At 67.0% G+C, this 18,537-nt stretch carries 19 protein-coding genes; 11 read left to right on the plus strand and 8 right to left on the minus strand.

Annotation, left to right across the window (positions count from 1 at the left end; genetic code table 11):
* The first annotated feature begins 44 nt into the window (after nt 1–44).
* Nucleotides 45–782, plus strand: a complete 738-nt coding sequence (locus ABIE57_RS02760) for a Hint domain-containing protein (protein ID WP_354537471.1) — start codon at nt 45–47, stop codon at nt 780–782.
* Nucleotides 783–791: 9 nt separating this feature from the next.
* Here ABIE57_RS02760 and ABIE57_RS02765 read toward each other — a convergent pair whose 3' ends face one another.
* Nucleotides 792–1,292 carry an Lrp/AsnC family transcriptional regulator gene (locus ABIE57_RS02765; RefSeq protein ID WP_354537472.1) on the minus strand — a complete coding sequence of 167 codons (501 nt, stop codon included), beginning with the start codon at nt 1,290–1,292 and terminating at the stop codon, nt 792–794.
* 172 nt (nt 1,293–1,464) lie between these two features.
* Here ABIE57_RS02765 and trxB point away from each other — a divergent pair, with 172 nt between their 5' ends.
* From trxB to ABIE57_RS02780, 3 genes are all read left to right on the plus strand, one after another.
* A complete protein-coding gene (trxB, locus tag ABIE57_RS02770) occupies nt 1,465–2,409 on the plus strand; it encodes a thioredoxin-disulfide reductase (RefSeq protein WP_354537473.1) in 945 nt (314 codons plus the stop codon).
* A 124-nt stretch (nt 2,410–2,533) separates the two neighbouring features.
* Entirely contained in the window at nt 2,534–3,598 is a 1,065-nt protein-coding gene (locus ABIE57_RS02775) for a flagellar motor switch protein FliG (protein WP_354537474.1), read from the plus strand.
* A gap of 125 nt (nt 3,599–3,723) precedes the next feature.
* Nucleotides 3,724–3,978, plus strand: coding sequence for a DUF167 domain-containing protein (locus ABIE57_RS02780; protein ID WP_354537475.1), 255 nt, complete (start codon nt 3,724–3,726; stop codon nt 3,976–3,978).
* A gap of 6 nt (nt 3,979–3,984) precedes the next feature.
* Here the strand turns inward: ABIE57_RS02780 and trhO are convergent, their stop codons facing one another.
* The gene (gene trhO, locus ABIE57_RS02785) at nt 3,985–4,899 is read right to left on the minus strand and encodes an oxygen-dependent tRNA uridine(34) hydroxylase TrhO (RefSeq protein WP_354537476.1); all 915 of its coding nucleotides are present in this window, start codon (nt 4,897–4,899) and stop codon (nt 3,985–3,987) included.
* Nucleotides 4,900–4,980: 81 nt separating this feature from the next.
* Between trhO and pncA the strand changes: the two genes are divergently transcribed.
* Genes pncA through ABIE57_RS02800 form a run of 3 tightly spaced genes read left to right on the plus strand, consistent with a single transcriptional unit; the run spans nt 4,981 to nt 6,941 of the window.
* Nucleotides 4,981–5,577 carry a bifunctional nicotinamidase/pyrazinamidase gene (gene pncA / locus ABIE57_RS02790; RefSeq protein ID WP_354537477.1) on the plus strand — a complete coding sequence of 199 codons (597 nt, stop codon included), beginning with the start codon at nt 4,981–4,983 and terminating at the stop codon, nt 5,575–5,577.
* Complete coding sequence (locus tag ABIE57_RS02795; protein ID WP_354537478.1) at nt 5,570–6,181, plus strand: uracil-DNA glycosylase family protein; 612 nt, start codon at nt 5,570–5,572, stop codon at nt 6,179–6,181. Before pncA ends, ABIE57_RS02795 begins: the two co-directional genes overlap by 8 nt.
* Nucleotides 6,182–6,197: 16 nt before the next feature.
* Nucleotides 6,198–6,941, plus strand: coding sequence for an SseB family protein (locus tag ABIE57_RS02800; RefSeq protein ID WP_354537816.1), 744 nt, complete (start codon nt 6,198–6,200; stop codon nt 6,939–6,941).
* A 37-nt stretch (nt 6,942–6,978) separates the two neighbouring features.
* Here the strand turns inward: ABIE57_RS02800 and ABIE57_RS02805 are convergent, their stop codons facing one another.
* Genes ABIE57_RS02805 through ABIE57_RS02830 form a run of 6 tightly spaced genes read right to left on the minus strand, consistent with a single transcriptional unit; the run spans nt 6,979 to nt 13,504 of the window.
* Nucleotides 6,979–7,911, minus strand: a complete 933-nt coding sequence (locus ABIE57_RS02805; RefSeq protein ID WP_354537479.1) for a 2-hydroxyacid dehydrogenase — start codon at nt 7,909–7,911, stop codon at nt 6,979–6,981.
* A gap of 3 nt (nt 7,912–7,914) precedes the next feature.
* Nucleotides 7,915–9,054 (minus strand): rod shape-determining protein RodA, encoded by a 1,140-nt coding sequence (rodA, locus tag ABIE57_RS02810; protein WP_354537480.1) that lies wholly within the window; start codon nt 9,052–9,054, stop codon nt 7,915–7,917.
* A complete protein-coding gene (mrdA, locus tag ABIE57_RS02815) occupies nt 9,051–10,994 on the minus strand; it encodes a penicillin-binding protein 2 (protein WP_354537481.1) in 1,944 nt (647 codons plus the stop codon). Before mrdA ends, rodA begins: the two co-directional genes overlap by 4 nt.
* On the minus strand, nt 10,991–11,530 hold the full coding sequence (locus tag ABIE57_RS02820; RefSeq protein WP_354537482.1) for a rod shape-determining protein MreD: 540 nt from the start codon (nt 11,528–11,530) through the stop codon (nt 10,991–10,993). Before ABIE57_RS02820 ends, mrdA begins: the two co-directional genes overlap by 4 nt.
* The gene (gene mreC / locus ABIE57_RS02825) at nt 11,523–12,425 is read right to left on the minus strand and encodes a rod shape-determining protein MreC (protein ID WP_354537483.1); all 903 of its coding nucleotides are present in this window, start codon (nt 12,423–12,425) and stop codon (nt 11,523–11,525) included. Before mreC ends, ABIE57_RS02820 begins: the two co-directional genes overlap by 8 nt.
* Nucleotides 12,426–12,457: 32 nt before the next feature.
* Nucleotides 12,458–13,504: a rod shape-determining protein gene (locus tag ABIE57_RS02830; protein ID WP_354537484.1), complete on the minus strand. Its 1,047-nt coding sequence runs from the start codon at nt 13,502–13,504 to the stop codon at nt 12,458–12,460.
* Nucleotides 13,505–13,848: 344 nt separating this feature from the next.
* Between ABIE57_RS02830 and ABIE57_RS02835 the strand changes: the two genes are divergently transcribed.
* From ABIE57_RS02835 to ABIE57_RS02850, 4 genes are all read left to right on the plus strand, one after another.
* Nucleotides 13,849–14,424: a carboxymuconolactone decarboxylase family protein gene (locus ABIE57_RS02835; RefSeq protein WP_354537485.1), complete on the plus strand. Its 576-nt coding sequence runs from the start codon at nt 13,849–13,851 to the stop codon at nt 14,422–14,424.
* A 3-nt stretch (nt 14,425–14,427) separates the two neighbouring features.
* On the plus strand, nt 14,428–14,634 hold the full coding sequence (locus ABIE57_RS02840) for a hypothetical protein (RefSeq protein WP_354537486.1): 207 nt from the start codon (nt 14,428–14,430) through the stop codon (nt 14,632–14,634).
* 4 nt (nt 14,635–14,638) lie between these two features.
* Nucleotides 14,639–15,484, plus strand: coding sequence for an urea carboxylase-associated family protein (locus ABIE57_RS02845; protein ID WP_354537487.1), 846 nt, complete (start codon nt 14,639–14,641; stop codon nt 15,482–15,484).
* A 175-nt stretch (nt 15,485–15,659) separates the two neighbouring features.
* Nucleotides 15,660–18,515 carry an error-prone DNA polymerase gene (locus tag ABIE57_RS02850; RefSeq protein WP_354537488.1) on the plus strand — a complete coding sequence of 952 codons (2,856 nt, stop codon included), beginning with the start codon at nt 15,660–15,662 and terminating at the stop codon, nt 18,513–18,515.
* Nucleotides 18,516–18,537 lie beyond the last annotated feature (22 nt).

The following is an 18,537-nucleotide window of genomic DNA, read 5'->3' on the forward strand; positions in this document are numbered from 1 at the left end:
CGGGGGCGCTGCGGCATCGGGCTGCCTGAATTGAGGGACTGAGCATGACGATACCCCGCCTTGGTGCGCCTTCTGCGCGCACCTTGCCCCTTCGCTCCGACGACCTGCCGACGCGCCGCTACCACTGTCTCTGGCTCGATCTGGGGGGCACGGTCAGCGAGACCGAACGCCCCCTGCCCGCGCTGCCCCTGCTCGATGCGGCGCATGGCGGCTTTGCGCGCGGCGCGCTGATCGAGACGCCACGCGGGCCGACGGCCATTGAGGACATTCTGCCCGGCGATAGCGTCTCCACCGCAGGTCAGGGCGCGCTGCCGGTGCTCTGGATCGGCAGCACCACCCTGCACCCCGAGAGCGACACGCCGGGGCAGCTGACCCGGATCATGGCGGATGCCTACGGGATCGGACGGCCCTTTGCCGATCTGATGATGGGACCCGGCGCACGCCTGATGGCGCGCCCGCGCAGCCTGCGCGCGCGGATCGGGGCCGAGCGGGTGCTCACCCCGGTCCATGCCCTCGCCGACGGGATGACCGCGTTTCGCCTGACACCACGACAGCCGGTGACGCTCTATCACATCGCCTTGCGGCGGCACGCCGTGATCACCGTGAACGGCATAGAGACCGAGAGTTTTCATCCCGGCGCGGGTTTCGAGCGGTCGCTTGAGCCCGCCACGCTCCGGCACGTGATGAGCGCCTTTCCCCACGTCGCCGCACCTCAGGATTTTGGCCCGCTCGCGCATATGCGCCTGCCGCTCGATGCGCCCGAACTGGCCGATCTGGTCTGAGCGCGCCGCTCAGGCGGGCTGATCGAGCCGCGCCTCGAGGATGTCGAACGGCACGCCCGGCTCGTCCTTGGCGCCGCGAATCACCAAAGACGTCTTGACGCTCGCCACGTTGTCGGCCGCCGTCAACTCTTCGGTCAGGAAGCGCTGGAAGGTCGAAAGGTCCGGTGCCACGCATTTCAGGATGAAATCCACCTCACCGTTGAGCATGTGACACTCACGCACCAAGGGCCAGGCGCGGCACCGCGCCTCGAAGGCCGAGAGATCCGCCTCGGCCTGGCTCTGCAAGCCCACCATGGCAAAGACCTGCACCTCGAAGCCCAGTTCGCGCGGGTCGATATCGGCGTGATAGCCCCGGATGAACCCCTGTTCCTCGAGCGCGCGCACCCGCCGCAGACAGGGCGGCGCGGAGATGCCGACGCGCCGGGCCAGTTCGACATTGGTCATCCGGCCATCGGCCTGCAACTCGGCCAGGATCTTGCGGTCGATCGGATCGAGACGGGCACCCGCCATAGGTTTTCCCCTTGCTGATTTCGCGGATGTTATAGCAGCAGCCCGCCAATGCGCAATAATGTTTCACCCATGCGCAAGATAGTTTCCATCAGCCCGCTGCGGCCGGGGGTTTCATGCCGCCCGCGCCGCCGCTATATCTCCGCCCGAACCGCCGCCCAAGGAAAGGCCCCCCATGTCCGATACCCGCCATACCCGCTGCCTCATCATCGGTTCCGGCCCTGCCGGCTATACCGCCGGGGTCTATGCCGCGCGCGCCATGCTCTCGCCCGTCCTTGTGCAGGGGATCGAGCCGGGCGGGCAGCTCACCACCACCACCGAGGTCGAGAACTGGCCCGGCGATACCGAGGTTCAGGGCCCCGACCTGATGGTGCGGATGGAGGCCCATGCGCGGGCCATGGGCTGCGAGATCGTCGGCGACATCATCACCGATCTGGATGTGGAAAGCCGCCCCTTCGTGGCAAAGGGCGACAGCGGCGCGACCTATACCGCCGATGCCGTGATCCTCGCCACCGGGGCGCGCGCCAAATGGCTGGGACTGGAGAGCGAAGAGGCGTTCAAGGGCTTTGGCGTCTCGGCCTGCGCGACCTGCGACGGGTTCTTCTATCGGGGGCAGGAGATCGTCGTGATCGGCGGCGGCAACACGGCGGTGGAAGAGGCGCTCTTCCTGACCAATTTCGCCTCCAAGGTGACGCTCATTCACCGCCGCGACGAATTGCGCGCCGAGAAGATATTGCAGGATCGGCTGTTCAAGAACCCCAAGATCGAGACGCTCTGGTTTCACACGCTCGAAGAGGTCACCGGCACCGACAACCCCAAAGGCGTCGAGGGCGTGCGGGTGCGTCATGTCGAGACCGATGCCATCACCGAAATCCCCTGCAAGGGCGTGTTCATCGCCATCGGCCACGCCCCTGCCAGCGAACTGGTCAAGGGCAAGGTCGAGATGCATCACGGCGATTACGTCAAGGTGGCACCGGGCAGCACCCGCACCTCTGTGCCGGGGCTTTTCGCGGCGGGCGATCTCACCGATCATGTCTATCGTCAGGCGGTGACCAGCGCCGGGATGGGCTGCATGGCCGCGCTCGATGCCGAGCGGTGGCTCGCCGAACAAGAGGGCTGAGACCGGGGGGCCAGCCCCCCGAACCCCCCGGGATATTTGAGGCCAGAAGAAACCGGGGCCGGGTTAAGGCTTTGTTCAGGGATGCCGGTCTAAGGTGATCTTCGGACGAAGGACACAGGGCATCATGGGCGCACCACCGGCACGGATCGAGGCCCCGGCGCGGCAAGGGGCGGCGGCGCATCTCAGCCGCGCGCAAAAGGCCGCGATCATCGTGCGCTTTCTCGTGAACGAGGGGGCGGACGTGCCGCTGAAGGAGTTGCCGGAGGGGTTGCAGGCGCGGCTGACCACGCAGATGGGGTCCATGCGCTATGTCGACCGCAGCACCCTTGCGGAGGTGGTCGCCGAATTCGCGCGCGAGCTTGAGGGGATGGGCCTCACCTTTCCGCGCGGCGTGGCGGGCGCGATTTCGGCGCTCGATGGCCGGATCAGCGCGCAGACCGCCGCACGCCTGCGCAAGGAGGCGGGCGTGCGCCAATACGGCGACCCGTGGGAACTGGTGCGCCGCACCGATCTTGCGGCGCTCGTGCCGGTGATCGAGGGTGAGAGCGCGGAGGTCGCTGCCGTGATGCTCTCCAAGCTCGAGGTGGCGCGCGCGGCCGAGTTGCTCGGGCTATTGCCGGGACCGGTGGCGCGCCGCATCACCTATGCGATCTCGCAGACCGGCGCGGTCAGCCCCGAGGCGGTGGACCGGATCGGCCTCGCGCTTGCCGCGCAGTTGCAGGACGTGCCCGAGACCGCCTTTGCCGAGGGCGCGGTGGCCCGGGTCGGCGCGATTCTGAACTATTCGGCGGCGGCGATCCGCGACGAGGTGCTCGAGGGGCTGGAAGAGACCGATCAGGATTTCGCGGCACTGGTGCGGCGCGCGATCTTTACCTTCGTGCACCTGCCCGAACGGGTCAAACCCACCGACGTGCCGCGCATCCTGCGCGAGGTGGATCAGTCCACGCTCGTCACCGCGCTCGCGGGGGCGCAGGCCGGGGATCTGGCCCCGGTCGCCGACTTCCTGCTGGCGAACATGTCCAAACGCATGGCCGACGCCCTGCGTGAGGAAATCGCCGAGCGTGACCGCGTGCGACCGCGCGACGCCGAGGCCGCGCAAACCGAGGTGGTCAACGCCGTGCGCCGGCTTGAAGCGGCGGGAGACATTGCCCTTATCCGTCCCGATGAGGCCGGGGCCGAGGATGACTAGCCCTTGCCTTGCCAGGCCGCGCCCTGTTTCGGTCGTGGATCGCTTGCTTTGGATGGTGCGCGCCGTTATCGGATGTAAAGTCCGGGCTGTTGGCATGGACAGCAGTCCTCGAAGGGTGGCTGGCCTTGGATATTCCCGATCTCTCCAACCTCGCCGCGCCCGGAATCCGCATCGCGGTGCGGGTGACGCCCCGGGCCGCGCGCACGCGACTGACGGTCGAGGGCGATACGTTGCGCGCCTACGTGACCGTGGTGCCAGAGGATGGCAAGGCCAATGCTGCGGTGCAGGCGCTGCTGGCCAAAGCGCTCGGGGTGGCGAAATCGCGGCTGGTGCTGGTGCGTGGCCAGACATCGCGCGACAAGCTGTTCGAGGTGACCTGACCTGGCTCAGCCCTCGGCGATCCAGCGGATATGACGCTCACCACGTTCGGCGGCCAAGCGCAATTGCCGCTGCCGCTCGCGGAAACGGGCCTTGTCGGCCTCTGTTGTCTCTTGCGCACATTGATGACAGGCCACCCCCGCCTCATAGTCCGGGTGCGCGCGGTCCTCGGGCAGGATCGGGCGGCGGCAGGCATGGCAAAGAAGGTGCGGCCCCCGCCGCAGCCCGTGCCCGACCGACACCCGCCCATCAAACACGAAACAGTCTCCGTGCCAGAGGCTGTCCGCCTCGGGCACCTCCTCGAGGTATTTGAGGATCCCGCCCTTGAGATGATAGACCTCTTCGACCCCCTGACCGAGCAGGTAGTTCGTCGATTTTTCGCAGCGGATCCCGCCGGTGCAGAACATCGCCACGCGCTTGTTGTGAAAGCGCGCCTTGTTGGCCTCCCACCAGGCGGGAAAGTCGCGAAAGCTCTTGGTGCCGGGGTCGACCGCACCGCGAAACGTGCCGATGGCCACCTCGTAGGCGTTGCGCGTGTCGATCACCGCGACATCGGGGCTTTCGATCAGCGCGTTCCACTCGGAGGGCGCGACATAGTGCCCGACCCCGGCGCGCGGATCCACATCGGGCACGCCCATGGTGACGATCTCGCGCTTGAGGCGGACTTTCATGCGCCCGAAAGGGGCGGCCTCGCTGGTGCTTTCCTTCCAGTCGAGCGTGGCGCATCCCGGCAGCGTGCGGAGATGGTCAAGCACGCGGGAAATGCCATCATGCGGCCCCGCGATCGTGCCGTTGATCCCCTCGCGCGCCAGCAAGAGCGTGCCGCACACGCCTGCATCCTCGCTCAGGGCAAGCAGCGGCGCGCGCAGGGCGGCCGGGTCATCGAAACGGGTGAAGTGATAGAGGGCAGCGATGCGATACATGGGGCGGATTTACGCAAGCCGCGCCCGCACGGCAAGAGCCGGGATTGACGCATGGGCGCGGCGCGCTTACCCATGCGGGCCATGACCCATGCACTGCTCGTGATCGACATTCAGGCCGATTTCTGCCCCGGCGGCGCGCTCGCCGTGCCGCAGGGCGATGAGGTCGTGCCCGGCGTCAACGCCCTGATGGAGGATTACACCGAAGTTGTCCTGACGCAGGACTGGCACCCCGCGGGCCATTCCTCCTTCGCCACCGCGCATCCGGGCAAGGCCCCGTTCGAGACGGTGGAGATGGCTTACGGCACACAGGTTCTCTGGCCGGATCACTGCGTGCAGGGCAGTGCGGGCGCGGCCTTTCATCCAGCACTCGTGACCGACCGGGCGAATTTGATCATCAGGAAGGGCGGCAATCCCCGTATCGACAGCTATTCCGCGTTCTTCGAGAATGACCGGACCACGCCGACGGGGCTGCACGGCTACTTGCAGGAACGCGGGGTCACGACCCTGACGCTTGTCGGCCTCGCGCTCGATTTCTGCGTGTGTTATTCGGCCCTCGACGCCGCGCGGCTGGGATATGACGTCACCGTGCAGCGCGATCTTACCCGCGCGATCGACCTTGACGGCTCGCTCGCCGCGGCAGAGAGGGCGATGCGCGCGGCGGGGGTTGCGCTTGCCTGACGCGGGCGGCCTTGGTGACGAGATCCGCGCCTGCCGCCTCTGCGCCGACCGCTTCGCTGCCACGGCCACCGCCCATGCGCCACGCCCGGTGGTCTGGTTCCGGCCCCATGCGCAGATCCTGATCGCGGGGCAGGCGCCGGGCCTTCGGGTTCACACCTCCGGCAAGCCGTTCGACGATCCCTCGGGCGCGCGGTTGCGCGCTTGGCTCGGGCTGAGCGCGGCAGAGTTCCATGACCGCGAGCGGGTGGCAATCGTGCCCATGGCCTTTTGCTTTCCGGGCTATGACGCCAAGGGGGCCGACCTGCCGCCGCCGCCCGTCTGCGGCCGGACATGGCACGCCCGCGTCATGGCCCATCTGCGTGCCGTGCGCCTGACGGTGCTGGTGGGCGGCCATGCGCATCGCTATCATCTGAGGTCAAAGGCGGGCGTGACCGAGACGGTGCGGCGCTGGCGAGATCACGGCAAGGGGATTTTCGCCTTGCCGCACCCGTCTTGGCGCAATACCGCCTGGCTCAGGAAAAACCCGTGGTTCGAGGCCGAGGTGCTCCCGGCGCTGCGGTCCGAGGTGAGGCAGGTGCTGGAGGGCAGACGTGACCCCGATTGACAAGGCCCATGCGCGGATGATGGCCGCGCCCGAGGATGAGGGCGCGCGACGGCATTTCTACGAGGTGCTGGCGGCCAGCGAGCTGTGCCTGCTGCTGGCGCGCGAGGCGACAGACGACCGGATCGACCCGGCGATATTCGAGCCTGAGGGAGAGCCGTGCGTGCTGGCCTTTGATGGTGAGGCGCGGCTGGCGGCCTTTGCCGAAGGGGCCGCGCCCTATGCCGTGGTCTCGGGCCGCGCGCTTGCGGGGATGCTGAGCGGACAGGGCGTGGGGCTTGGCCTCAACCTCGGGGTTGCGCCCTCGGCGATCCTGTTGCCCGCCGAGGCGGTGGACTGGCTGACGGAAATGCTGCCGGAGATGCCCGAGGAGGTTGCCGCGCGTCCGGTCGAATTCCGCGTGCCCAAGGGCCTGCCCGAGGCACTGCTGCGCGCGCTCGACGCGCGGCTGGCGAGCATGGCCGGGCTGGCCGAGGGTGCCTGGCTGGTGGCCGCCCGTTACGAGGGCGGTGCACAGGGGCATTTGCTGGGCTTTGTCGGTGCCGTGCCGGGATCGGAGGGCGCACTGGCGCGGGCGGTCTCGGAGGTGCTGGCCTTCTCGGGGCTGGAGGCGGCGGCGCTTGACGTGGGCTTTTTCGGCGCGGACGATCCGGTTCTGGCGCGGATGGCGGGCTGTGGCTTGCGGTTCGATGTCCCTCAAGCGGCGGCGGCTGTCCCGGCCGCGCCGGGGTCTGATCCCGGGCGACCGCCGCGCTTGCGCTAGACACAAGAGCCGCGTCAGCCCCGAGGATGACGCGCGTTCAATAGCCTGCCTCGGGGTCCACCAGATACAGGAACGCCTCGCCCGCTTCGCCGCGGCGGATGTTCTCGGCGATGACCTCAGCCGCCGAGTCGGGGCGCGTTTCGGAGGCGATGTGGGGTGTCACCGTCACGCGCGGATGCGCCCAGAAGGGATGCGCCGGCGGCAAGGGTTCGACGCGGAACACGTCGAGCGTGGCATGACCGAGCGCACCGCTGTCAAGCGCCGCGAGAAGCGCGTCATCGTCGATGAGCGGGCCGCGACCGGGGTTAACGATGACCGCGCCACGCGGCAAAAGCGCAAGACGCGCGGCATCGAGCAGGTTCTCGGTCTCGGGCGTGAGCGGAAGCAACAACACGAGGATATCGGCCTCTGCCAGCGTCCGATGCAGCCCGTCCTCGCCCGAAAGACAGCGCAGACCGGCAATTTCCCTGGGCCGTCGACTCCAGCCGGTGACGGGGAAACCGAGCGCGACAAGCATCCGCGCGCAGGCCGCCCCAAGCGCGCCGAGACCAAGCACACTTACCCGGCGGTCGCGGGCCAGCGGCGGGGCATCGGGCCGCCACACACCGTCCTGACGCAGGATATGGGCATCCATCCCCAGATGATGGCGCAGCACATGGCCGGACACGTATTCCACCATGCCCTGGGTCAGACCGTGATCGACCATGCGCGCCAGCGGAAGATGCAGCGTCGGGTTGCCGACGATCTTTTCCACCCCGGCCCAGAGATTGAGCACGGCGCGCGCGCGGGTGAAAGGCGTGAAGTCCTGCACCGCACTGCCCGGCGCATAGACGATGTAATCCACCTCATCGGCGGGAAAGTCGGTCGCAACGCGGGCCGCGACGCCCAGACGGTCGAGCGCGTCGAGCAGGGGCACTCTGTAAATGGCCCATTGTTCCGCGCCGGCGGCAAAGAGGACGTTGGCAGTCATGGCTTACCTCGGTTTGTGGACATGCGCGCTCTGGACAAGGCCGAATCCCAGCATGAGCACCAGCATCGCCGAGCCGCCATAGCTGACCAGCGGCAGCGGCACGCCGACGACTGGCATCAACCCCATCACCATCGCCATGTTGACGGCGAAGAACAAAAAGAACGTGACCGCAACACCAAGCGTCAGCAGCGAGGAAAACCGGTCGCGGTTGCTGAGCGCAGTGGCGATGCAGAACAGGATGATCAGTGCGTAAAGCGCCAGAAGCGAGACCGCGCCGACAAAGCCGAATTCCTCGGCCAGCGTCACGAAGATGAAATCGGTGTGCTTCTCCGGCAGGAAGTTGAGCCGCGATTGCGTGCCCTGCATGAAACCGCGCCCCGTCCAGCCGCCCGAACCGAGGGCAATCTTGGACTGGGTGATGTGATAGCCCGCGCCAAGCGGGTCGGTGTCGGGGTTGAGGAAGGTGTCGATACGGCGATACTGGTAATTCTCCAGAAGCTGCCAATCGGTGCCCCGGCTGGTGAAAACCGCAAAGATCGCCCCCGCCCCGAGCGCGATGACAGTGGCGAAATAGGCCCAGTGGACACCCGCGAGAAACATCATCGCGCCTCCGCCCACGATCAGGAGGATCGAGGTTCCAAGATCGGGCTGGCGCACCACCATGGCGACGGGGGTCAGGATGATGGCAAGCGGCAGCAGCACCCAGAACGGCCGTGACACGCGCGAGACCGGCAGCCAGTCGTAATAGGCCGCGAGCATCATGACCAGGGTAATCTTCATCAGTTCGGATGGTTGCAGGCGCATGAAGCCAAGGTCGATCCAGCGTTGCGCGCCCTTGCCCTCGACGCCGACAAGGGCCACCGCAATGAGCAGCGCCAGCGATATGAGATAAGCCAGCAGCGACATGTTGCGCCAGAACCAGATCGGCACAAGCGCGACCGCAATCATCACGGCAAAACCGAGGGCAAAGCGCTTCATCTGCGGCTCGGCCCAGGTCGAGAGGGTTCCGCCCGCCACCGAGTAGAGCATGAGAAAGCCCACCGAGGCGACGGTCACGAGCAGGAGGGCCAGAGGCCAGTTGAGATAGAGGATCTTGCGCGGCCCCGCGGGGGCCGACTTGACGGAATATTCCAGGTAGCTCATGCGCGGTCGCTCGGGTCTTGGGCAGGGCGCGCCATCAGGCGGCGCAGCTCTTCCTGCTGGGTGCGGATGCGTGGGCGGTCGGCCGCAGGATAGGCCTCGAGCGGTGGATCGCCCCGATAGAGCGCCTGGAGCGTCATGTCGCGGGCAATGGGGGCTGCGGCCGTGGACCCGCCACCGCCATGCTCGACCACCACGGCCACGGCGTAGCGCGGGGCGTCAAAGGGCGCGTAGCTCACGAACAGCGCGTGGTCGCGCTGTTCGCGGGGCAGGTTGCTGTTGCTGATGACGCCGGTCGCGCGCTCCCCGGTCGAGATGTTGCGCACCTGGCTGGTCCCGGTCTTGCCCGCAAGTCGCAGCGTGTCCTCGGCGATGCGACTGCGAAAGGCGGTGCCGCGATTGTCGTTGCTGACGGCGAACATGGCGCGGCGGATCTCGCGCAGGTGGTTTTCGTTCAGTCCCAAAGGCTCGCCATGGCCCGAGGGCTGTTCGACCCCGTCGATTGTCTTGATGAGCCGGGGCATGACGCTGCGCGAGGTCGCCAGCCGCGCCGTCATCACCGCCAGTTGCAGCGGCGAGGCCAGCACGAAGCCCTGACCGATCGAGGCGTTGACGCTGTCACCAACGACCCAGGGCTGATCGCGATTGGCCAGTTTCCATTCGCGCGACGGGGCAAGCCCCTTGGCGACGCTGGTCATGGGCAGATCGAACTGGACCCCCACGCCCAGCCGTTCCGCCATGGCGGAAATGCGCTCGATCCCGGCGCGCAGGGCAAGCTCGTAATAATAGACATCGCAACTGTCGCGCAGCGAAACGTGAAGGTTCACGTTGCCATGACCGCCCCGCTTCCAACAGTGAAAGCGCCGTCCGCTGACCTCCCGGTGACCGGGGCAATAAACGGTTTCGTTGAAGTCTATGAGGCCTGCATCGAGCGCGGCGAGGGCCGTGACCATCTTGAAGGTCGAGCCGGGCGGATAGATGCCCTGCACCGCCTTGTTGGGCAGGGGGCGCAACGGGTCCTCCAGCAGGGCGCGGTAATTGGCAGACGAGATGCCGCGCACGAAAAGGTTGGGATCGTAGCTCGGGCTGGAAGCACTCACGACGATATCGCCGCTGTCACAGTCCACCATCACCGCCGCCGCGCTTTCATTGGCAAGGCGCGCCTGCGTATAAGCTTGCAGCGCGTTGTCGAGCGTGACCTGGATATCGGCACCGGGGCGCCCCTCCTGCCGGTCAAGCTCGCGCATGATGCGACCGGCGGCATTGACCTCAACCCGGCGGGCGCCCGCGCTGCCGCGCAGCAGCTCTTCCTGCTGCGCCTCCAGCCCGAGCTTGCCGATCTGGAAGCGCGGCAGGCGCAACAGCGCCTCGGGCGCATCGAGCCGCTCGATATCGCGCGCGCTCACCGCGCCGACATAGCCGATCGTATGGGCATAGACCTCGCCCAGCGGGTAGCGACGCGACAGCCCCACCTCGGGCGTCACGCCCGGCAGCGCGGGGGCGTTGACAGCGACGCGGCTGATCGCCTCCCAATCCACCCGGTCGGCCACCGTCACCGGCGTGTCACCGCGCAATTCGCGCAGATCGCGGCGGGCTTTTTCAAGCTCGCCGGGATCGAGCGCCACGAGACGGGAAAGACGGGCCAGCACCTCCTCCACGTCGCCCGCCTGTTCACGGGTGACGGTGATGCGGTAGGCCGGCACATTCTCGGCGATGACGCGCCCCTCGCGGTCAAAAATGCGCCCGCGCGCGGGCGCGAGAAGCTGGAGGTTGATGCGGTTCTCATCGGCCAGAAGGCGGAATTCGTCGGCCTGATCCACCTGAAGATGGCGCATTCGAAAGAGCAGCGTGCCGAGCACGGCCAGTTGCACCCCGCTCACCACAAGGCCGCGCCGGGTGATCCGGCGATGGCTCTCGGCGGTATCTCGGGTAGGGCGTCTCATGGCAGGCGCCGCGCCGTTGCCATGTCGCCGGGCGCGGGTTTGCGCACACCCAGCAGAGCATGCGAGGCCAGCGCCACCAGCGGATAGGCAATCAGCGTCGAGAGCAGTTGCATCAGGCTGAGGCCGAGCGGGGGCTGATCGACCACAAACACCGTGAGCACAAACCGATACCCAAGTGTGACGGCCACCAGAACGCCGACCACCGCCGCCCAGTCGGCCGCGAAGGTGCGGTCGCGCAGGCCCGGTGCGCGGCGACGGAGCGCCTCGGTGCCGATCAGCGTGAACGCCGCCCAGAGACCCGGTGGCCGGTGGAAAAGCAGGTCCATCATGAGCGCCAGCCCCGCCACCAGCAGAGGCGGAACATAATCGGGACGCCGCACCGCCCAGGCGAAGGTAAGCGCGATGAAAAGGTCCGGCCCCGCCCATCCCGGCGGCCGCGTGTCCAGTGGCAGAAGGTGCAGAAAGACAAGCGCCCCGGCGATCCCGACATAGATCGCGCGCATGAGCCAGAGGTGAAGGGCTGCCGTCTCAACCATTGGTCGCCTCCGCCGTCGCATCGGGCGTGGGGTCCTGAGGCGGCGCGATAAGGTGGCCCGGATCCTCGATCCGCTCCCGGGCAAAGCTGCGCAGAACCCGCAGGAATTCCAGTCGTTCATAATCGGCGGCGATGCGCAGGCGCATCCGCCCGCCCGGATCGGCAAAGACCTGCCCCGCCACAAGGCCCGCCGGAAACACCCCGCCATCGCCCGAGGTCAGCACCCGGTCGCCGGGGCGGACCTGATCGGGGGCCTCGACGAAATCCAGCAGCGGCGCAAGGGAATTGTCGCCGATGAGAAGCGCCCGCTGACCAGAGGGCTGCACCGTCACGGGAATGCGGCTTGAGGTGTCGGTGAGCAGAATGACGCGGGCCGTGCTTTGCCCCAGTCCCGAGATGCGACCGACAAGGCCCAGCCCGTCCATCGCCGCCCAGCCTTCCATGATGCCGTCGCGCGCGCCCACGTTGATCAGCACCGATTGCCGGAACGGAGAGCCGCTATCGGCCATCACGACGCCGGTGACATAGGTCAGGCGCGGATCCAGTTGCACGTTGTTCAGGTCAAGCAGCCGCGCGTTTTCCTGCTCAAGCTGGAGCGCCGCCTCTTTCCACGCCTTCATCTGTTGCAATTCGCGGCGCAGGTCCTGATTTTGCTGATACATGCGCTGGTAGGACTGAAAATCGCGCAGCACCTTGACCGCCCCGGTAACAGGTGCCATCGCCCAATCCATCTGCGGCACCACCCTGTCCACCACCTGCGCGCGGAAGCGTTCGACCCGCGGGCTGTCGATGCGCCAGATGAGGAAGATTGCGACAAGACACAGGATCAGCACCGCCAGAAGCAGGCGCTTCAGCGGGCCGCTAAAATCCTCGCTCTGTCCCCGGTCGCTGGCCAATGGCTCCCCCTTCGAAGCAAAAGGTGGGCGTCTCAGCTGTCATAGTCAATCGCGTGGCGCAGGCGGCTCTCGAATTCGAGCGCCTTGCCGGTGCCGAGTGCCACGCAATTGAGGCTGTCCTCGGCGATCGACACCGCAAGCCCGGTCTGCTCGCGCAGCGCAAGATCGAGATCTCCCAGAAGCGCGCCGCCCCCGGTGAGCATGACGCCACGATCAACGATATCGGCGGCAAGATCGGGCGGCGTCGCCTCGAGCGCGGTCATCACCGCTTCGGTGATCTGCTGCACCGGTTCGGCCAGCGCCTCGGCGATCTGCGCCTGGCTGACCTCGATTTCTTTCGGCACGCCGTTCAAAAGGTCGCGCCCGCGCACGCGGATCGACGTGCCGCGCCCGTCATCGGGCATCCGCGCGGTGCCGATGGTGGTCTTGATGCGCTCGGCGGTGGAATCGCCCACAAGCAGGTTCTGCTGGCGGCGCAGATAGTTGATGATCGCCTCGTCCATCCGGTCGCCGCCCACGCGGACCGAACGCGCATAAACGATATCGCCAAGCGACAGCACCGCCACCTCGGTCGTGCCGCCGCCGATATCGACCACCATGTTGCCGGTGGGATCGGTGATCGGCATGCCCGCGCCGATGGCGGCGGCAATGGGTTCCGCGATGAGACCCGCGCGCCGCGCGCCCGCCGAAAGCACCGATTGCCGGATGGCCCGCTTCTCCACCGGGGTCGCACCATGCGGCACGCAGACGATGATCTTGGGCTTGGAGAAGGTCGAACGCTTGTGCACCTTGCGGATGAAATGCTTGATCATCGCTTCGGCCGTGTCGAAATCGGCGATGACGCCTTCGCGCATGGGGCGGATGGCCTCGATGCTGCCCGGTGTGCGGCCCAGCATGAGCTTGGCATCCTCGCCCACGGCCAGCACTTTGCGCACGCCGTCCTTGATGTGATAGGCCACGACCGAAGGCTCCGACAGCACGATGCCGCGCCCTTTGACATAGACAAGGGTGTTGGCGGTGCCGAGATCAATCGCCATGTCCGAGGAGAAGAGGCTCGGAATCCTATCGAATATAGACATATGCGCCTGTGCCCTGTCGTCCATGAACGCGATGAGCCCCGCGACTCACGGTCCGGAGCGCCTGTCGTTATAGGGGCGGCGCTGCGCGGGCGAAAGGGAATGTTTCAAACCCACAGGCGTCAAACCGCCGGGGGTGGGGTGTGCGGCGCAGGCGGGACGACGCGGTGTGAAACGGTCAGTAGTAGTGTCGCATCGTCCGTCATGGTGTCCGAGAGCGATTTGTCAGGCATGTGCAAGCCGACAGGCACGCGCGATCACAAGGGTGAGAACATCCCGCCCGCTTCTGTAAATCCCGCGCCCGCTTGGGTATGACAGTGGTCAATCACGTCCAAAGGAGACCCGACATGCCGCTTTTGCCAAGCCTGCCCGACCCCGCGCATCTCAAGGACCTTTATGCGCGCTTTCCGCAGAATGTGCGGCCCCTGATGGACTATACCGACGGCCTCTTGCGCAGCGAGGGGGAATTGAGCCTGGGCGAGCGCGAGCTTATCGCCACCTATGTCTCGGCGCTCAACGCCTGCGCCTTTTGCGCGGGGGCGCATCGGGCCTATGCCGAGGTGTTCGGGATCGACGGCGATCTGATCGACGCGTTGATCGCGGATTTCGATACGGCGCCGGTGGACGACAAACTGCGTCCGATCCTGGCCTATGCGGCCAAGCTCAACACCCTGCCGAGCAAGCTGGTGCAGCGGGACGCGCAGGCGGTCTATGACGCGGGCTGGTCCGAGGCCGCGCTCTATGAGGCGGTGCAGGTCTGCGCGCTGTTCAACATGATGAACCGGATCATCGAGGGCACGGGGGTGAATTTCGACTATGCCGATGCGCCCGAAGGGCATCCGGCGGCAGGCTCGCGCCCCGAGGACCAGACGGACAGCTACTCGAAATTCGGCGCGATGGTCGAGGCGATGGCGAAAGCGTAACGGATGCTGATCGTCATCGGGCTGATCGTCGCCTTTGTCCTTGTGGCGATATTTTCCAACCGCGCCACGCGCGGCTGTCGCTGGCGGGAATACCGGTTGAGCGGCTGCGATCTGCGGGTGCGCTGGCACTGCGTGGCCTGTGGCGCAGAGGTCTTTACAAGCGACGGGGACGCGCCCAGGGTTTGTCATGCCCCACACCGGAGCCGATAACCCCATGACCCAAGCCCCCGCCGATGCCGAAGCCCGCCGCGCGATCCCGCCGGTGATCTGCTACCCGAACGAAACCCTGCCACGGCCCGATCTTGCGCTTTACCGTGCCGCGCGCGAGGGGGCGGAGAAGATCGCAGAGGCAATCGCGCCGCCGCGCGAGGCCGCCTGCTTTCGCGTGGCGGCGGGGCAGTTCTTTCGGATCAAGAGCGTTGACGGCCCTCAGGTGGGCGATCTCAACCTGTGGAATGCACATGACCTGTCGGAGCGGTTCTATTCCGGCAAGACACGGGCGCTGCATGGCACCCATGTCACCACCGGCGAACGGCTCTGGTCCTCCTTCCCCCATCTGCGCCCCATGGCCACGATCATCGAGGATACGCTGGGCTGGTATGGCATCGACGAGCATGGCGGCTCGGTCCATGATGTGATCGGCACGCGCTGCGATCCCTATACCGGCAATCTTCTCTCGGGGGTGCAGTATCACCATTGCTGCCACTCGAACCTGACGCGCGCGCTGGCGGATGAATTGGGCGTGCCGATGGCAGAGGCGGAAGCGCATGTGCATGACGTGCTCAACGTCTTCATGTGCACCGGCTTTACCCGCGACACCGGACAGTATTTCATGAAGGCCAGCCCCGTTCGCCCCGGCGACTATCTGGAGTTTTTCGCCGAGATCGACCTTCTGGGCGCGCTGAGCGCCTGTCCCGGTGGCGATTGTTCCTCGGAGCATACCAGCGATGCGGCGGCGTGCTTTCCGCTCAAGGTAGAGGTGTTCGCACCCCGGGCCGGGGCGCTGGACGGCTGGCAAGGCCCGGCGCGCAACGGCTATGACCAAAGCCACGGGCGCTGAAAGTAGCGGCGCGTCCCGGCTTCGGCGTCGTTGGCAAACGGAATTTTCAAAAAATTCCGTTCAAGAAAGTTTTCAACTTTCTTGTTCATCCTCTGTCGTGAGGAAGTGCCCGACTCCACATCTGAACAAAAAGTGAACATACTGACTCCATCGCTGCCTGACCGAATCGATTCCGATGTTCACCGAGCTTTGCGCCACCTCGAATTTCACCTTCCTCACCGGGGCCGCCCATCCCGAGGAGTATATCGAGCGTGCCGCCTCCCTTGGCCTTGCGGGAGTGGCGATTGCCGATGTGAATTCCGTGGCGGGCATCGTGCGTGCCCATGCCCGCGCGCGCGAGATCGCGCGGCAGGTGCGCGAACGGCAGGCGTGGGAGGCGCGGGAGGGGGTGACCGGCCCGCCTGCGCCCTGCCCCACCGCACCCGATTGGGCCAACACGCCCCGCCTCATCCCCGCCGCAAGGCTGGTGCTGCGCGATGGGTTGACGCTCACCACGCTGCCCGAGGACCGTGCGGGCTGGGCGCGGCTTTGCCGGCTCTTGACGCTGGGGCGGCGGCGCGCGGCCAAGGGGGGCTGTGAATTGAGCCTCGGCGATGTGCTGGAAGGGGCGGCAGGGCTGCATCTGCTGTTGCATCCCGAGAGCGCATCCGGCTGGCAGGATCAGGCGCGGCGGCTGGGGGCGCGGTTTGGCGCACGGCTGCACCTGCTCATGCGCCCGCATTACGACGGGCGTGATGCGGCGCGGTTTGACCGGCTGGCGCGGGTCGCGGCGCGGCTGGGCCTGCCCACGGTGGCCGCTGCCAGTCCCCTGATGCACCGCGCCCACCGTCGTCGTCTGGCGGATGTGCTGAGCGCGATCCGGCTGGGGGTGACGGTGGAGCGGCTGGGCCGTCACGCCCTGCCCAATGCCGAAAGGCGGCTGCGCTCAGGGGCGGAAATGCGCCGCCTTTTCAAGGGGCACGAGGGCGCGGTGGACCGCGCCGCCGCGCTGGCCAACCGTCTCACCTTCTCGCTCGACGCGCTCCGCCACGACTATCCCAGCGAGGCCGAAGGGGGTGAGACCCCCACCGCGCGGCTGCGGCGGCTGGCGGAAGAGGGGCTTGGCTGGCGCTATCCGCAGGGCGCGCCCGACCGCGTGCGCGCGATGATGGAGCACGAATTGGCCCTCATCGCCAAGTTGCGGTATGAGCCCTATTTCCTGACCGTCAACGAGGTGGTGGGTTTTGCCCGGTCGCGCGGCATCCTGTGTCAGGGGCGCGGATCGGCGGCCAATTCGGTGGTGTGCTATTGCTTGGGCGTGACCAGCGTTTCCCCCGAGATCGGCACCATGGTGTTCGAGCGGTTCGTATCCGAGGCCCGCGACGAGCCGCCCGATATCGACGTGGATTTCGAGCATGAGCGCCGCGAGGAGGTGATCCAGTGGATTTACGCGCGCTACGGGCGGCACCGCGCCGGGCTTTGCGCCACGGTGATCCATTACCGCGCCAAGCGCGCCATCCGCGAGGTGGGCCGCGCCATGGGCCTGCCCGAGGACCTGCTGGCGGCAATCTCCTCGCAGATATGGGGCGGCGGGCGGCGGCCCGATACGGCGCGGCTGGTCGAGCTTGGGCTTGACCCGCGCGACCGCCGCCTTGCCCTGACGCTCGATCTGGTGGACGAGATCATCGGCTTTCCGCGCCACCTGAGCCAGCATGTCGGCGGTTTCGTGATCGCCGCCGACCGGCTGGACGAGCTGGTGCCGATCGAGAACGCGGCGATGGAAGAGCGCACGGTGATCTGCTGGGACAAGGACGATATCGACACGCTTGGCATCCTCAAGGTCGATGTGCTGGCGCTGGGGATGCTGACCTGCATCCGCCGCGCGTTCGACCTGCTGGCCGAGTATCGCGGGCAACGCTACAGCCTCGCCACCCTGCCGCCCGAGGATGCGCGCGTTTACGCGATGCTGGGGCGCGCCGACAGTCTGGGCGTGTTCCAGGTCGAAAGCCGCGCGCAGATGAATTTCCTGCCCCGGATGCGGCCGCGCACCTTCTACGATCTGGTGATTCAGGTGGCGATCATCCGGCCGGGGCCCATTCAGGGCGACATGGTCCATCCCTATATCCGCAGGCGGAATGGTGAGGAGCCGGTGAATTTCCCCTCGGACGAGCTGGGCCGGGTCCTGGGCAAGACGCTGGGCGTGCCGCTCTTTCAGGAACAGGCGATGCAGATCGCCATCATCGGCGCGGGGTTCACCCCCGAGGAGGCCGACCGCCTGCGCCGGTCGCTGGCCACCTTCAAGAAGCACGGAAATGTCAGCGAGTTTCGCACGCGGTTCCTGCGCGGCATGGCGCAGAACGGCTATGACATGGCGTTTGCCGAGCGCTGTTTTTCACAGATCGAGGGCTTCGGCAGCTACGGCTTTCCCGAGAGCCACGCAGCAAGCTTTGCCCTGCTCGTTTACGCCAGCGCCTGGATCAAGTGCCATCACCCGGCAATATTCGTCTGTGCGCTCCTGAATTCGCAACCGATGGGGTTTTACGCGCCCGCGCAGATCGTGCGCGATGCGCGCGAACATGGCGTGACGGTGCGGCCCGTCTGCGTCAACGCCTCGTGCTGGGACAACACGCCAGAGCCGGACGGGCGCGGCGGGCTGGCGCTGCGGCTGGGGTTGCGGCAGGTGCGGGGGCTGGCGCGCGCCGAGGTTGACTGGATCGCGGCGGCGCGCGGCAACGGCTATCTTGGCCCCGAGGATCTGTGGCGGCGCGCGGGGCTGGCGCCCGCGCTCATCGCGCGGCTGGCCGAGGCCGATGCCTTTGCCGCCTGCGGGCTCACGCGGCGCGATGCGCTCTGGCAGGCGCGCGCGATCCGCAGCCCCGATCCGCTGCCGCTTTTCGCGCGCGACCTTGACGGCGAGGGGATCGACGAGCCTGCGGCAAACCTGCCCAAGATGAGCCTTGGCGAAGAGATGATCGAGGATTACGCGGCGTTGCGCCTGTCCTTGCGCGCGCATCCGCTGGCGCTTTTGCGGCCCATCCTCACCCCGGCCTGAGGTCATGGACAATCGCGCGCGT

This window comes from Roseovarius sp. MBR-6 (genome assembly GCF_040547525.1).
In the GTDB taxonomy this organism is placed as follows: Bacteria; Pseudomonadota; Alphaproteobacteria; order Rhodobacterales; family Rhodobacteraceae; genus Roseovarius.

Excerpts from the sequence above, each read along its gene's own strand:
- ABIE57_RS02760 (WP_354537471.1), top strand. The coding sequence starts at position 45 with ATGACGATACCCCGCCTTGGTGCGCCTTCTGCGCGCACCTTGCCCCTT.
- ABIE57_RS02765 (WP_354537472.1), bottom strand. The coding sequence starts at position 1,292 with ATGGCGGGTGCCCGTCTCGATCCGATCGACCGCAAGATCCTGGCCGAG.
- trxB (WP_354537473.1), top strand. The coding sequence starts at position 1,465 with ATGTCCGATACCCGCCATACCCGCTGCCTCATCATCGGTTCCGGCCCT.
- ABIE57_RS02775 (WP_354537474.1), top strand. The coding sequence starts at position 2,534 with ATGGGCGCACCACCGGCACGGATCGAGGCCCCGGCGCGGCAAGGGGCG.
- trhO (WP_354537476.1), bottom strand. The coding sequence starts at position 4,899 with ATGTATCGCATCGCTGCCCTCTATCACTTCACCCGTTTCGATGACCCG.
- pncA (WP_354537477.1), top strand. The coding sequence starts at position 4,981 with ATGACCCATGCACTGCTCGTGATCGACATTCAGGCCGATTTCTGCCCC.
- ABIE57_RS02800 (WP_354537816.1), top strand. The coding sequence starts at position 6,198 with ATGATGGCCGCGCCCGAGGATGAGGGCGCGCGACGGCATTTCTACGAG.
- ABIE57_RS02805 (WP_354537479.1), bottom strand. The coding sequence starts at position 7,911 with ATGACTGCCAACGTCCTCTTTGCCGCCGGCGCGGAACAATGGGCCATT.
- rodA (WP_354537480.1), bottom strand. The coding sequence starts at position 9,054 with ATGAGCTACCTGGAATATTCCGTCAAGTCGGCCCCCGCGGGGCCGCGC.
- mrdA (WP_354537481.1), bottom strand. The coding sequence starts at position 10,994 with ATGAGACGCCCTACCCGAGATACCGCCGAGAGCCATCGCCGGATCACC.
- ABIE57_RS02820 (WP_354537482.1), bottom strand. The coding sequence starts at position 11,530 with ATGGTTGAGACGGCAGCCCTTCACCTCTGGCTCATGCGCGCGATCTAT.
- ABIE57_RS02830 (WP_354537484.1), bottom strand. The coding sequence starts at position 13,504 with ATGTCTATATTCGATAGGATTCCGAGCCTCTTCTCCTCGGACATGGCG.
- ABIE57_RS02835 (WP_354537485.1), top strand. The coding sequence starts at position 13,849 with ATGCCGCTTTTGCCAAGCCTGCCCGACCCCGCGCATCTCAAGGACCTT.
- ABIE57_RS02840 (WP_354537486.1), top strand. The coding sequence starts at position 14,428 with ATGCTGATCGTCATCGGGCTGATCGTCGCCTTTGTCCTTGTGGCGATA.
- ABIE57_RS02845 (WP_354537487.1), top strand. The coding sequence starts at position 14,639 with ATGACCCAAGCCCCCGCCGATGCCGAAGCCCGCCGCGCGATCCCGCCG.
- ABIE57_RS02850 (WP_354537488.1), top strand. The coding sequence starts at position 15,660 with ATGTTCACCGAGCTTTGCGCCACCTCGAATTTCACCTTCCTCACCGGG.